Annotated in this window: 10 protein-coding genes, 1 tRNA gene and 1 pseudogene; 8 read left to right on the top strand and 4 right to left on the bottom strand. The window is 68.1% G+C overall.

The features are described 5' to 3' along the window. Nucleotides 1-6: 6 nt before the first annotated feature. Complete coding sequence (locus ACSMXX_RS01670; RefSeq protein ID WP_473182221.1) at nt 7-687, top strand: MauE/DoxX family redox-associated membrane protein; 681 nt, start codon at nt 7-9, stop codon at nt 685-687. Here the strand turns inward: ACSMXX_RS01670 and selD are convergent. Further along, nucleotides 595-1590: a selenide, water dikinase SelD gene (gene selD, locus ACSMXX_RS01665; protein WP_473182220.1), complete on the bottom strand. Its 996-nt coding sequence runs from the start codon at nt 1588-1590 to the stop codon at nt 595-597. The genes ACSMXX_RS01670 and selD overlap by 93 nt on opposite strands. A 54-nt stretch (nt 1591-1644) precedes the next feature. Between selD and ACSMXX_RS01660 the strand changes: the two genes are divergently transcribed. The 5 genes from ACSMXX_RS01660 (at nt 1645) to ACSMXX_RS01640 (ending at nt 6634) form a co-directional block, all read left to right on the top strand. Then, a tRNA-Sec gene (locus ACSMXX_RS01660) sits at nt 1645-1739 on the top strand. 23 nt (nt 1740-1762) lie between these two features. Then, nucleotides 1763-3046, top strand: coding sequence for an L-seryl-tRNA(Sec) selenium transferase (gene selA / locus ACSMXX_RS01655; RefSeq protein WP_473182219.1), 1284 nt, complete (start codon nt 1763-1765; stop codon nt 3044-3046). Continuing rightward, on the top strand, nt 3043-4833 hold the full coding sequence (locus ACSMXX_RS01650) for a SelB domain-containing protein (RefSeq protein WP_473182218.1): 1791 nt from the start codon (nt 3043-3045) through the stop codon (nt 4831-4833). The genes selA and ACSMXX_RS01650 overlap by 4 nt, the downstream gene beginning before the upstream one ends. A 266-nt stretch (nt 4834-5099) precedes the next feature. Continuing rightward, the gene (locus ACSMXX_RS01645; RefSeq protein ID WP_473182217.1) at nt 5100-5336 is read left to right on the top strand and encodes a hypothetical protein; all 237 of its coding nucleotides are present in this window, start codon (nt 5100-5102) and stop codon (nt 5334-5336) included. Continuing rightward, complete coding sequence (locus tag ACSMXX_RS01640) at nt 5333-6634, top strand: VanZ family protein (protein ID WP_473182216.1); 1302 nt, start codon at nt 5333-5335, stop codon at nt 6632-6634. Before ACSMXX_RS01645 ends, ACSMXX_RS01640 begins: the two co-directional genes overlap by 4 nt. Before the next feature lie 266 nt (nt 6635-6900). Here ACSMXX_RS01640 and ACSMXX_RS01635 read toward each other — a convergent pair whose 3' ends face one another. The 3 genes from ACSMXX_RS01635 to ACSMXX_RS01625 all read right to left on the bottom strand — a co-directional run bounded on the left by ACSMXX_RS01635 (nt 6901) and on the right by ACSMXX_RS01625 (nt 10561). Next, on the bottom strand, nt 6901-7158 hold the full coding sequence (locus ACSMXX_RS01635; RefSeq protein WP_473182215.1) for an acyl carrier protein: 258 nt from the start codon (nt 7156-7158) through the stop codon (nt 6901-6903). Beyond that, the gene (locus ACSMXX_RS01630; RefSeq protein WP_473182214.1) at nt 7155-8597 is read right to left on the bottom strand and encodes a condensation domain-containing protein; all 1443 of its coding nucleotides are present in this window, start codon (nt 8595-8597) and stop codon (nt 7155-7157) included. The genes ACSMXX_RS01635 and ACSMXX_RS01630 overlap by 4 nt, the downstream gene beginning before the upstream one ends. Nucleotides 8598-9430: 833 nt before the next feature. Beyond that, nucleotides 9431-10561: an agmatinase family protein gene (locus ACSMXX_RS01625; protein ID WP_473182213.1), complete on the bottom strand. Its 1131-nt coding sequence runs from the start codon at nt 10559-10561 to the stop codon at nt 9431-9433. Between the two features lie 980 nt (nt 10562-11541). Here ACSMXX_RS01625 and ACSMXX_RS01620 point away from each other — a divergent pair. Continuing rightward, nucleotides 11542-11811: a hypothetical protein gene (locus tag ACSMXX_RS01620; RefSeq protein WP_473182212.1), complete on the top strand. Its 270-nt coding sequence runs from the start codon at nt 11542-11544 to the stop codon at nt 11809-11811. An 870-nt stretch (nt 11812-12681) separates the two neighbouring features. Continuing rightward, nucleotides 12682-13538: pseudogene (locus ACSMXX_RS01615) on the top strand (IS5 family transposase). The last annotated feature ends 133 nt before the right edge of the window (nt 13539-13671 follow it).

Here is a 13671-nt window from a genome sequence, read left to right as displayed (position 1 = left end):
AGGAAGATGGGCTGGACGCTGCTCGGCGCCGTCGGCGCCACCGGCAGCGGGTTCGTCCTGCTGAACGCCGGGTGGTGGAAACTGTGCCGCCGCCCGGCGTTCGCGCTGGTGTTGAGTGAGCAGGGGCGGGTCGTGGCGGCCAATGTCGGTTGGCTGGCGTGGGCGCTACCGGTCGCCGAGCTCGCGCTGGGCCTGGGGGCGATGACGGTCGTATTGCCGCCATCGACCCGCGCGGTCCTGGTGCTCCCACCGACGTGGCTGCCGATGCTCGGCATGGTCGTGCTGGGCGGGATCTTCGCCTGTTACGCCGGTGTCCAACTCAGGCGCGGGGTGCGCCCGCGCTGCGGCTGTCTGGACAGCCAGGACCGGTTTGGAGTGCACACCGTGCTGCGCGCGCTGGCGATCAGCCTTGGCGGACTCGCCGGCTGGCTCACCAGTGCCGGTGGCACCGGCCCGTTGCCACCGCACGCGTGGTCGCTGACCGTCGTCGCCGGGGGCCTGATGGTGGCGGTGGTCCTCTTGGTGGGGCTGCCGCTGATCGCGAATCCCGGGGGATCAGCAGTCGTGCATCCCAGGGGGCCAGCGGCTGGTATCTCAGCGGACGGTGATCGACGCCTGCCCCGCGGGCACCAACTCGCCGATCACTGGCGCACCCGGCACCTCACCGGCGACCAGCAACCCCCCTGAGGTCTGTGTGTCGGCAAGCAGCAGCCGTTCGATCTCACCGATAGTCCCGAAGTCGACATGGGGCTCCACCCACGCGAGGTTGCGCCGGGTACCGCCGCTGACGAAGCCGTCCTTCGCCGCTTCCCTCGCACTATCCAGATAACCGACCGCGTCGGCGTCCAGCATCGCCGAGACCCCACTCGCCCGGACCAGCTTGTAGAGATGACCCAGCAGACCAAATCCCGTGACATCAGTGGCACATCGCACCCCCGCCGAAACGGCGGCCGCGCTGGCGCGGCCGTTGAGCTCCGTCATCGCCGCTATCGCCTGCGGAAAGACCTCTCCCGTGGCCTTGTGCCGGGTGTTGAGCACCCCGATGCCGAGCGGTTTGGTCAGCGAGAGCGGCAGGCCGGGGTGGCCGGAGTCGTTGCGCAGCATGCGGTCGAGATCGACGACGCCGGTCACCGCCATGCCGTACTTGGGTTCCCCGTCGTCCACACTGTGACCGCCACCGACAGGACAGCCCGCAACTCGCGCGGTGTCCGCGCCGCCGCGCAGCACTTCGCCTGCCAGCTCCATGGGCAGAGTTTCCCGGGGCCAGCACAACAGGTTGACCGCCACGACCGGTCGGCCACCCATCGCGTACACATCGGACAGCGCGTTGGCCGCGGCGATACGGCCCCACGTGTAGGGATCGTCCACGACGGGCGTGAAGAAGTCGGTGGTCGCCACCACGCCGCGCGAGGAGTCGACGGCGACCACGGCAGCGTCGTCGCCGTGCTCCGCGCCGACCACCAGGTGCTCCGAAGGCTGGATGAGGCCGGCGAGCACCTCCTCCAGTTCCCCCGGTGGGATCTTGCACGCGCAGCCACCGCCCCGCGTGTACTGCGTGAGGCGGACCTGGGTGCCGTCGGTCGAGTCCATAACGCCAGCCAATCACACGTTCTTCACACTTCCCACTCGAGATGTCCTCAACCTGGAGGCGTCCGGCGCCTGGTGGCGCCCGCGGTCTTCAAAACCGACGTGGCCGGAACCCCCGGCCAGGCGGGTTCGATTCCCGTCCGCCTCCGCCAACTTCCACCACGGGACTCATGTGATGACTAAGCCGAGCCACGATGTCCCCCGCACCGACGTGCTGCTCGCTGCACCGGAACTGCACACCGCCATCGCCAGCTTGGGACGGACCGCGGTCAAGGGCGCAGTCCAGGCGGCCCAAGAGCGCGTCAGACGGGGCGAGATCGCCCCCGACGAGGTGCTCGCCGAGATCGGGCGGACCTTGCCGCACACAGCGAGCAGCCTGCGGGCAGTGATCAACGCGACCGGCATCGTCGTGCACACCAACCTCGGCCGCGCCCCGCTGTCGGCCGCGGCCGTCGAGGCCGTCGTCACGGCGGCCGGGTACACCAACGTGGAGTTCGACCTGAACTCCGGCAGCCGCGCACGCCGCGGCCACGGGCTGCGCGAGGCGCTGTTGTCGGCCGTGCCCGAGGCGGGTGACGTGCACGTGGTGAACAACAACGCCGCTGCACTGGCGCTTGCCGCCGTCGACTTGGCCGGGGGGCGCGAGATCGTGGTCAGCAGGGGCGAACTGGTCGCGATCGGCGATGGATTCCGGCTGCCCGAGCTGATAGAGAGCACCGGCGCCCGGCTGCGCGAGGTCGGGACGACGAACCGGACCACTCTGGATGACTACGGCTCAGCGATCCATCAGGACACCGCATTCGTGTTGAAGGTGCATCCGTCCAATTTCGTGGTGACCGGTTTCGTGCAGTCCGTCGGCATCGCCGCTCTGTCCGCACTGGACGTTCCGGTGGTGGCCGACGTCGGATCCGGACTGCTGCGACGCGACTTCGCGCTGCCCGAGGAACCCGATGTGCAGAGTGCTTTGCGGGCCGGCGCTGCGCTAGTGACCGCGAGTGGGGACAAACTGCTGGGCGGTCCACAAGCCGGCCTGATCTTCGGCGATGCCGATCTGGTCCGGCGGTTGGCCCGGCATCCACTGGCCCGTGCGCTGCGGACGGACAAACTGACGCTGGCCTCTCTGGAAGCGACCGTTCGCGGACCGCGCCCACCGGTCGTGCAGGCGCTGCACGCCGAACCGGCCGAACTACTGAAGCGCGCCCGGCGGATGGCGGCTCAGTTGTCCGGCGTGGACGCGCGCATCGTGGCCTCGACGGCCATGGTGGGTGGTGGTGGTGCGCCGGAGGTCGTGCTGCCCAGTGTGGCGCTCAGCCTGCCCGAGCGGCACGGCCCGGCGCTGCGCGCCGCGACGCCGCCGGTCGTGGGCCGGGTGAGGGACGGTCGTTGCCTGCTCGATCTGCGCACGATCGGTCCACGGCAGGACAGCCAGGTCGTCGAAGCCGTGCGTGCCATATCATGATCGTCGTAGCCACGGCCGGGCACGTCGACCACGGCAAGAGCGCCCTGGTCCGCGCACTCACTGGACGTGATCCGGACCGGCTCGCCGAGGAGCGCCGCCGTGGGCTCACGCTGGACCTCGGGTTCGCGTGGTGCGACCTGCCGAGCGGGCGGCGGGCCGCCTTCGTCGATGTGCCGGGCCACGAGCGGTACCTGCACACCATGCTGGCAGGACTCGGCCCGGTCCGGGCCGCACTGCTGGCCGTGGCCGCGGACGAAGGCTGGGCAGCACAGACCGCCGAGCACGCCGACGCGCTGGCTGCCTTCGCCGTACCGCAGTTGATTCTCGTGATCACCCGCTGCGACCTGGCCGATCCCGAACCCGCAGCGGCCGTGGCCCATCGTGAGCTGCTCGCGCGCGGCCTCCCGGCCCCGGCCCCGCTGGCGACGAGCGCGCACACGGGTCTGGGTCTCGATGCGCTGCGCACCGCACTCGACCAGCCCTCTCCGGTGTCCCCGGCCAGTCCGGGACCGGTACGGCTCTGGGTGGACCGGGCCTTCACCGTCTCCGGCGCGGGCACCGTGGTGACCGGCACCCTGCTCGGCGGAACGCTCCGCGTCGGAGACCGGGGCGAGCTGTGCCCATCCGGTGAGGAGGCCCCCATCGCGACCGTCCGGGGACTTCAGGTGTGCGAGCGATCCGTCGCGGAGGTTTCGGGGCCCACCCGCATTGCGGTCAACCTCCGGCGCGTTCCGCTCGACGCTGTGCCCCGAGGCAGCGCCCTGTTCACCCCGGACGCATGGGTCCTCAGCACGCTGGTCGACGTCCGGCTGCACGCCCCCGGCGCCTGTGCGAATCCACCGGCGCTGCCCGCCGAGGTGATGTGCCACCTCGGCACCGCCCGTCGGCCGGCCCGGCTGCGCCGGTTCGCTGACGACCTCGGCCGACTCCAGCTGACCGCTCCGCTGCCGCTGCACGTGGGGGACCGGCTGGCGGTACGCGACCCCGCCGCTCGTACGGTGCTGGGCGCGACCGTGCTCGATCCGATGCCCGCGCGCATCGCCGGTCAGGGTCCGGTGGGGCGGCGGAGGGCCGCACTGGAAACCGCGACCGGAAGACCGCTACTCGCCGACGAACTCAGCCACCGCGGCCTGGTCCGCAGCACCGACCTGCGCCGTCTCGGCATCCCGTTGCCCGCCCACCCACCTCAGCAGGGATGGCTGATCGATCCCGAACACCGCCGGCAGCTCGCAGACCGCCTGCTCACCCTGGTATCAACCCACCACGACGAGCGATCCGCCACCGCACCGGAACTGACCAGGGAACAGATACGGGACGCGCTGGGACTCCCCGACACCCGGATCATCGACCTCATCCTTTCACCCCAGCTCAGGGAAGACCACGGGCGCATCGGCCTGGCCAACACCGCCCTGCCGGCCACCTTGCGCAGAGTCGCCGAGACCGCCCGGCGGGAACTCACCACAGCGGGCCTGCGAGCGCCAACCGCGGGGCGATGGCGCGAACTCGGGGTCAGCGCAGCCGAACTCCGTGCTCTGACACGTCACGGCGTGCTCGTACGGCTGGCACCAGACGTCTACCTCACGCGGGACGCGATAGAACGAGCCATCGCCGTCCTCCAACGGCTGCCTGCGCCCTTCCGCGTGAGCAACGCACGCACCGCCCTGGACGCACCACGACGCGTCGTTGTCCCGCTGCTGGAACACCTCGATCGCCAGGGAATCACCGAAAAGGTCACCGACGACGGCCACCGACGACTGCGCCGACCGGCGCACCACGCGACGACCTGACCAGGGTGGTGCCGTGCTGACCAGGCGGGGAGCAGAGTCGGGTAAGTCCGCGGAGTAGGAGCCCGCTGCCCTGACATGCCCCTGGCGGTCGCTGGACGGACGGGTGTCCGCCCAGAGGATGACGCCGCGCCCGGTGACGGTACTTCCGGCGGGCCCGGGTTCGGTCCCTGTGGGTGAGGGCTCGGCTGACCTGCGCATTCGAGAATGGTGTCGAATCGTCCGCCGAGGCGACTACTAGGAGCTGCCGCCCTGAGGGGCGTGCCGCGTTGAAGGGGTTCACGGCCGTCTGGCTGCACTTCCTTGACGCCATCGACCACTTCCTCGCCAACTGGCCGGAGACTGCTGTGAAAACCACTACCGAGTACCCTCTGATGAAGAGCTATCTGTCCGTCGTGGCGCGTGAGACGGTGACCGCGTTCGGCGAGGGGCCTCCTGTCGCGCCGGTCGACCGCGGCCGCACGCTCGCCCCCGTAGGGTTGCCGATCGCGGCACGGTCGGCATGACGGACGCATACCTGCTGCCGATCCATACGGCCGCGCTGCTCTTTCCCGTGCTGGCTCTCCTGATGTTCGTGCCGACGGCGATCGTCCTCTACCGGCGGCACGGCGTGATGACCCGCTGGCGGGTGCTTTCGCTGTACGGCGGTGTGTACTACGCGCTGACCGCCTTCTGCATGACGATCGTGCCGCTGCCGAAGCCGTCAGTGGACGTCTGCAAGGCGTTTCCAACCTTCGCCGAACCGCAGCTGACACCCGGTGTCGCCTTCTCCGACATCTGGAAGGAGGCACACCACCGCGTCACCCTCGACGCGTTGATCCTGCACAACTCGGCCTTCTGGCAGACCGTGTTCAATCTGATCCTGCTGCTGCCGCTCGGGGTGCTTGTACGGATCCACTTCCGCCGCGGCGTCATCGCGGCCACGGCGGCAGGGTTTGCGGGATCGCTATTCTTCGAACTAACCCAGTACAGCGGGTTGTGGGGCCTCTACGAGTGCCCCTACCGCCTCTTCGCCGTCGACGATCTCATCGCCAATACGGCGGGTGCCGCCTTGGGGTGGGCGGTCGCCGGGCCTCTGGCACGGGTGCTGCCTGCCCTGGATGCCCTGGACGACCGCGCATTGGCCGTCGGCAGGGTGCCCATCGGCCGTGGCTTGGTCGCGCTGCTGGTGGATGTGACAGGCGTCGAGCTGCTGATCGCCGTTGTCGCCGGAATCGCAGCTGTTGTGCCCGGTGCGGGGTCGGCGCTATGGGTGCCGCCGGTCGTCTTCGCACTGTGGTTTGTCGTCATCCCGTGGTGGACCGGCGCGACGCCGGGCAAGCACCTGCTGCTGCTGCGGCTGGCCACGGCGGAGGGCGGACGCCCGAGCCTCGCCCAACTCGCACTTCGCGCCGCCGTGCTCAGTCCACTGGTAGTCGTCGGGGGAGCGGCCCTTCCTGCTGCGGTCAAGGGACTCACCGTCGGCCCGGCCCTTCTCGACCGCTCCGGCTCATCTGCCGACACCTCCGCGCTGCTCGAGATGACGGGCGTGATGGGCTATCGGGTGGTGTCTTACGTCCTGACGACCGGCACGGGGATCGTCCTGCTGCTCTTCCTGGCCGGCCGCCTGACCCTGATCGGTGCCTATGTGAGGGCCGTCCGCCGTCACCCTTCGGGGCTGGGGCCGCACGAGACTCTCTCCGGTGTTCAGAACCACGCCCGTGCCCACACGCGGGCACGGACCCGACCGGACACGCCTGGCCCGCCCGACGCACGCGACTCGGCCCCGCTGGCTGCAGCGGGGGACGCCCACACAAGCAGGTGACCCTCTCCCGCCTTTGCCCGTACGCCTCCGATGTGAGTGTCTCTTCGTGCTGCATCTACCGCGCCGCTGACGGGCGGCCTTCAGGCGCCCTAACCGTCGAGCAACTCAATGACGTATTCGAGCGCCATCGGAGGCAACGTTTCCGCAGGTCAACGCGAACTCAACATCCGATGGCGTCCGTTCGGTCACGCCCCGCCAGGTGTCCTGGGTGCCGACCCCGGCCGGCGTGACCGTGCCGATCCCCGTCACGGCGATCTCGGGGCGGGTCACCGGTCCTCTCCGGGGGACTGCTGCTCCAGCTTCCTCTCCAGCATGGCCACCAGTTCCTGGAGTGTCTGCCGCGGCGTCACCTCGTCCTCGGCGATTCTCACCCCCAGTTCCTGCTCCAGGGCGAAGAGAAGTTCGACCACGGCCAGGGAGTCCATGTCCAAGGACGCCAAGGCCGTCTCGGGTTGCAACTCCTGGGGATCCATCCTGAACTTGCCGGTCAGGACGGCCGCCACCGTCTCACGCACCGATGTCACGCCGCCCCTCCCGCCGTCGTCGGCCGCCCGGCGAGAAGGTAGTCACCGGTCTTCGCCACGCCTTCGAGCACGTCCCGGATGCGGTTGGCGTAGCGGGCGACGGCGGCGTCGGCGGTCTCCGTACCGGGATAGCGCGCAGTCGCCCACGCTCCCTCGTGGGTGCGGTGGATCCACGTGTTCACTCTGTTTCCGCGGGTCTTCATCCGGACCAGGGGGCGGGCGTTCCGTTCGCTCCACCGTTGCGTTCCGGGGATCACTCTCATGTCGGTGAAGGAGACGAAGGGGAACACCTCGGGCATCCGTCGCTCCAATTCGCCCTCGATTCCGAGCAGTTCGGCGATCCTCACGATCGGCGTGCGGCTCAGGTGCAGTGCCGTCGCCGCGGACCGGTGCGCGCCCCGCACCACGTCGCGGAAGCTCTCTGCCTCGCTGAGATCGATCTCGACCGGGCCGACTCCGACGTACCAGCCCATGGAGCGCAGCCACTCGGGCCGGGAACGGGTGTGCCACGGCATGACCGTCCGGTAGACCGGGTCGCCCGTGATCTGGTGGGTCACGATGGCGAAGGCCGCGAGCAGTCCGGCGAGGAAGCCGCCGCCCGCGCCGTGGCAGGCCTCCTCGACCGCCTCGGCATCGGATGCGTCCAGCAGGCGCACGTCGAGTTTGGTGTGCGGGAGGAGTTCCCCCTCCGCGACCCCGAGGTCGAGCGGAAACTTCAGGAGCCGTTCGCCGCCGGCCGCGAGGAACCGGGCCCAGCACCCGACGGCCGGATGGTCGGCGCCGATCCGCTCGGCGGCCGCGCGTTCCGCCACCCCGAAGTCCACGTAGCTGCCCACGTGTTGGTGCTCCACCGTCCGGCCGCCGGAGACTGCCGCGTACAGGTCCTGCCACTCCTGAACGGCTGTCATGACGGAGAAACCGTCGGTGTGTGCGTGATCCAGCGCCACGATGATCGTGGTGGAGTCCGCGCGCTCCACGGTCTCCACCACATGGCTGGGCCGACGGAACGCACCCGTCGCGTCGTCGATGCGCTCCTGAAGCCAGGCGGACATCTCGTCGCCGCTGACGAAGTCGGCCACGACCTCGTCGTTCACGCGCAGCCGCTCGGGGGCGACCGTGAAACGCTCCGTCTTCCCATCGCGCACGCGGAACGCGCTGCGCAGCGTCTCGTGGCGCTCGGCACACACCCGCAACGTCTCGCGGAACATCTCGGCCTTCAGCGGCCCGGGGATCTCGAACGCGAACCCCATCCACATCGGTATCCCGATGCCCTGCTCTGCGAGCCTGGCCACGTACTTGAGGTGCCATTCCTGGTTGTACGAGGGAGGCGTGACCGTGTCTTCCGCTTCCGCCGCCTCGTGGAAAGAGGCGGCGTCCAGCTTCCACTCCCTCAGCAGCCCCGGACGCACCTGGTACTCGGCCAGCGTCGTCATCAGCATGCACGGCCCCCGCTTTTTCCTGTGCGCATCCGGTCACGCTGGTGCTACCCACAGCGACGATCCGCCAAATTGGCAGCTCAGCTCGCAGCCATTTTCGACACTTACCTCCGCCGAGCCGCAGGCCTCCGAACTCAACCACGGAAAGGCAACCCAGAAAGCCCCCGGGATCCACCAACTGCCGCTTTGTCAAGGCGAGTTGTCGGACGCAGGCGTATCTGGCGGCTTCCCAGGTGACCTAGAGCTTGGTCGGTGCCGTGTCCGGCGCCTCCTTCAGCCGGGTCCCTTGACCACATCAAAGGAGCTAACGAGACGGTTGGCGACAGGCGTGGCACCTACGGCACACGGGCACGAAAAGGAGACCACGATGCCCATTCGCGGCAATTCGGCCTCGGCTGCGGACGGTTGGGCGGAATACGCGGCATACGTCGATTGGGTTCGGTTCGCTGGGGAGCTTGCTGCCCGGCGCGTACTCGCCGGTGGCGATGCTGTCGGCGATGCGGCCGGCAAGCCGGTGGTAGCATGGCGCCCCGGCGTTGCAGCTTCTGAGGCATCCGGGTCAACTGTCCGACCACCGCGTGCACATCGACTTGCTTCCTTGCCTCCCGCCTGTGCGTCCGTCTTAGCGGCTTTCGAGGCAGCGCAAACCCCTCTCCGGTTAGTCGCCCGAAGAGGGGCCAATTACTTGCGCAGCTTCGCGGGTCCGACAGTACGTGACCGCACTCGAGAACCGGCGCCTTAAGGGGGGTACTGCTGCGTGTCCCTGGCGGTCTGAGAACGGCAGCCGATCAGACTGTCTCGGCTTTCTATTAGTCCTCTGGCCTTTCCCGCACCTTCTAGGGTCCGTCTCCAAACGGATTACGCCCAGGCGGCGGGCCGGAGACTTCCGGGTCCACGTAAGCGGAACCAGGCAGGCCCTTGCGTCGCATCGCAATCCCGGTCAGCGCCTCGAAGATGGCCCAGCGTGCGTTCATCGTCGTGGTGTAGCCGGGATCGAGGTGAGGCGCGACCTCGACGATATCCATGCCCACGACCGGCGTCTCGTGACAGATCCGGCGGATGGCCGGCAGCAGTTCGCGGTTGGTCAGACCGGGCGGCTCCGGTGTGCCGGTGCCGGGCGCGAAGGCAGGGTCCAGCACGTCGATGTCCAGCGACAGGAACAGGTATTCCGGCCCGTCCAGCGCCTCTTCGATGGCGTGTTGAAGGACTACGTCGAATCCGCGGCGATCGATCTCGGCCATGAAGTGTGTGTGCAGCCCGTGGTCACGCATCCAGCCGAACAGTTCGGCGTCGGGTGCGATTGCACTGCGCAGGCCGATCTGGATGAAGTTACGTCCGGGAATGTGTTCGTCCTCGATCAACCGGCGGATCGGTGTCGCGTGCGAGGCGAGATGGCCTAGCAGGTCGTGGGAGCAATCCGGATGGGCATCGAAATGGATGACCCCGACCTTGCCTGCCCCATGGACGTCCGCCATGGCCGCAGCATCCGGCCACAGGATCGAGTGGTCCCCGCCGAGCACGATAGGGATTGCGCCGGTTCCGGCGATCTCGCGGACGAGAGCACGGATCGGTTCCATGGAATTGTCGATGCTGAAGGGGTCGACTGCGGCATCGCCGTAGTCGACCACCATCAATTCCTCGAACGGCTTAATCCGCGTGCTGGGATTGACCAGCATCTGTGGTGTGTGGGGCAGGATCCGCTCGTCACAGCGGATGGCGCGCGGCCCGTAAGACGCCCCCCGGTGTCCGGTGGACATGTCCACCGGCGCTCCCAGGACCGCCACATCGACGTGACCGGCACGCAGATCGTCCGGGTTGAGGCACAGCGGCAGCCCGAAGAGCGTGGCGATCCCGGCGTAGGCCGGTACGAATGCGTATCTCTGCAGATTGATCGGTCCGGGCTCGCGCCTCGGGTCGGACGTACGGTCGGCTTCCCACTTCCAGGCGTCCGGCGGTACACCTTCCACATTCAGCTCCTCTCGGCTCACCCGGATAGTCGCCCGGTGGAGCAGGCGCCCCGCTGGCGCTTGCAGCCATCGCTCAATCCGACCGACCGTCATGACGATGGGTATGCCGACGCAACAGGCGGCAGCAGTCAGCCATTCGGACCGGTGATCACGACACGCGAAGCCGGGGTGCAGGGGCTTGTGAAAACGATGGCCGAACTGAGCGCATAGAGCACCCCACCGACTCCTCGCGCCGGGGCCAGGGACCGCCTTCAGGCAGGTCTTGCTCAGAGCAGGCACGACACGAGCTTGACCGCCGCTTCGTACGAGGAGGCAGTCTTCTCGTACCTGGCGGCGATGCCGCGAAAGCCTTTGAGGCGGTTGAAAGAGCGTTCAACCGTGTTGCGCCGGCGGGGTGCGTGACACGGTTGAACTGGGGTGGTCTTCTGCCGCGTCGGCCGCGGTTCGGTGCCGTTGCTGATCGGCCTTCTCCGAGATGGTGTGGGTGATGCCACGCTTGCCGAAGTAGGCGCGGAATATGCCGGAGCTGTAGGCCCTGTCCGCGATGATCTGGTCGGGTCTGCACCGCGGCCGCGCGGACGATGGTGGAGTCGATCTGCACCAGCCAGTCAATGTCACCGGCCGCATCCCCGCGGGTCTGGATTTGCTGCAGAGAGCGGGTGAACACGCGGGGCCGCCTCGTTGCAGGGCGCGATATCAGCGGAGCAAGCAACTCCCACTCCGGGTCGGTGAGTTCATGGCGGCGGATCACCCCACCATGATCCATCCCCCTGTGATCTTTGAAGACGGACCCTAGCGCAACCCAGCACACGACGGCGTGTTGACGATCAAGAATGGAAATATAGTGCATACGCTTTCTCAGCGTCGTGAACGGTGATTGATCGTTGTCGGCAATCATGTACTGGGTCGTTCCTCATCGAAATGGAGATGAAATGCGCAAGCTTCGGGGAGCTGCTGTCGTAACCACCATGGTCGGCAGCGTGAGTATGCTCGGTGCCGGCGTCGCAGCCGCCTGTGGTGAGAAGGAGCCACCGCCTTCTGTGAGCATCGACTGCGAACAGAGCCTTGGGAGCGACTCCGAGACCACCCAGACGGGCACCACCGTCAACGTCGCTGACGCCCTGAACGGCGGCGACGCCGACGCCAGCGCCAACCAACAGCTCTGCAGCCTCGACAACGAGGACGCCGAGAACACCGCTGGCACCGCCACCGGAGGCGACGGAGGAGCTCTGGCCAGTCTCACCGCCTGATCACCGCCATCAGTCCGTAAGCGCCTTCAGGGACCGAGCAAACAAGCCCGGTCCCTGAAGCCGCGTCGGCGCAGGGGCCGGGGACATCCCTGACTGAGAAGCCGATCGTTCACGGCGGGTGGACGACGAAGGGCGCAGCCATTGCCCAGGATGCGGCCGTAAGGGACAGCCTGCATCCCTGGCACGACAGAGGGCCCCTGCCGGGTAGCGGGGGTCTTCTCGCTGTGCCGAGTGTCACCACAGGAGGGCACCCAGTATGTGCGAGCGGTCGGCTGTCCTCGCGAAGTGTCAGGCGCCCGCTCTCGGCGCCGACAGGCAGCGGTCCAGCATCATCAAGAGTGCCCTGGAGTCCTGACACTCTGGGAGCACTTTGCGTCAGTCCGCCTGTCCCTTCAGCGTCGCGACTTCCCGCGCCCGCTCGGTCAGTTCGCATACGGCTCGAACTCTGCGGAACTGGCGGACACCGCGCCGCATCGTGTCGAAGTACTCGTCTCCGCGGCCGTGCTCAACTGCACGTAATCGTCCAAGAATGCGTTCCACGCTGCGCAGGCGGCATCTACGTGACCAAGCTCGAACTGCCGTTGTGCGACAAGGGCGTTGGAGTGCACGCCCCCTGCCGTTCCTGGCGAGGCTGGACGCGCAAGCACTCCTGCACGGCCGCGATCGATCCCGCGAGATCCCTGACCTCGTATAGGACGTGGGAGACGTGGAACTGGTATGCGCTCGCGTCGCATCCGCCGATGGCCTCGCGCCTGCTGTCCGCCTTGAGTGGACGTTAAGTCCGGTCTTCCTTGGTTCGTGATCGCTCGATGGTGGTACTGATCGCCGTCCGGGGCCGCCTGATGGGCATGTCCATGTTGAGATGCGGGCATGGAGCGAGAGCCGTATCCGAGTGACTTAGCGGACGAGCAGTGGGCGTTGATCGAGCCGGTGATCACGGCCTGGAAGCAGGACAGAGTGGCACGGTCGGCGGCCGGGGACCCGGGTCCTGCGACCTGAGGGAGGTCGTGAACGCGATCTTCTATCAGAACCGGACGGGCTGTCAGTGGCGTTATCTGCCCCACGACTTACCCGCCTGGTCGGCGGTGCTCTACTACTTCGGCCTGTGGCACGAGGACGGGCTGGACCAGCGGATCCAGGAACTCCTTGCGTTGCCAGGTGCGGGAGAAGGCCCGGGCGATTAGAGGACCCGTCCCTCGTGATCATCGACACCCAGTCCGTCCGCGCGGCCGCGGGTGTCCCGAAGACCACGACGGGGCTGGACGCCAACAAGAAGGTGTCAGGCCGCAAGCGGGGACTGGCCGTCGACGTTCTGGGCGGCTGATTATCGGCGTTGTCGTGCTGGCCGCCTCCGCCCACGACAACGCCGCCGGCACCGCCTTGCTCGACCAGGCCGACGAGCGATGCGGCAACCGCCTGGAGAAGGCCCTGGTGGAGAGGGCTTCAAGGACCAGGTCCTCATCCACGGCGCGTTGATGGACTTCGACGTCGAGGTCGTCCGCCGCAACCCGGAAGACCAGGGCAAAGGCTTCGTTCCACGGCCGAAGCGGTGGATCGTGGAGCAGGTCAGCGGCACGTTGATGTTGCACCGCCGCCTGGCCCGCGAGTACGACCACCGGCCCGACACCTCCACCTCGCGCATCTACTGGGCCTCCATCGCGAACATGGCCCGCCGCCTGCCCACTCCCGCCCCCAGCTGGCGCGACACCCTCGGGCTGGCCGCATGAACATCATCGAGCTCCTGACAGACCTCCAAGCCCAGTACGACGAGACCACAGCCCGGGCCGGTGAACTACGCAACCAGATCGAGCACTTGACCGCTACCCAGGCCGCGACCGAAGCACGACTCGCGGACCTGGC

This window comes from Streptomyces sp. DSM 116795, from assembly GCF_055792905.1.
This window is presented reverse-complemented; position numbering and strand designations above follow the sequence as displayed.

What these genes read in the sequence shown, in the direction of transcription:
- selA (WP_473182219.1), top strand. Translation starts at nt 1,763, where the DNA reads ATGACTAAGCCGAGCCACGATGTCCCCCGCACCGACGTGCTGCTCGCT.
- ACSMXX_RS01670 (WP_473182221.1), top strand. Translation starts at nt 7, where the DNA reads ATGGGCTGGACGCTGCTCGGCGCCGTCGGCGCCACCGGCAGCGGGTTC.
- ACSMXX_RS01630 (WP_473182214.1), bottom strand. Translation starts at nt 8,597, where the DNA reads ATGCTGATGACGACGCTGGCCGAGTACCAGGTGCGTCCGGGGCTGCTG.
- ACSMXX_RS01640 (WP_473182216.1), top strand. Translation starts at nt 5,333, where the DNA reads ATGACGGACGCATACCTGCTGCCGATCCATACGGCCGCGCTGCTCTTT.
- ACSMXX_RS01650 (WP_473182218.1), top strand. Translation starts at nt 3,043, where the DNA reads ATGATCGTCGTAGCCACGGCCGGGCACGTCGACCACGGCAAGAGCGCC.
- selD (WP_473182220.1), bottom strand. Translation starts at nt 1,590, where the DNA reads ATGGACTCGACCGACGGCACCCAGGTCCGCCTCACGCAGTACACGCGG.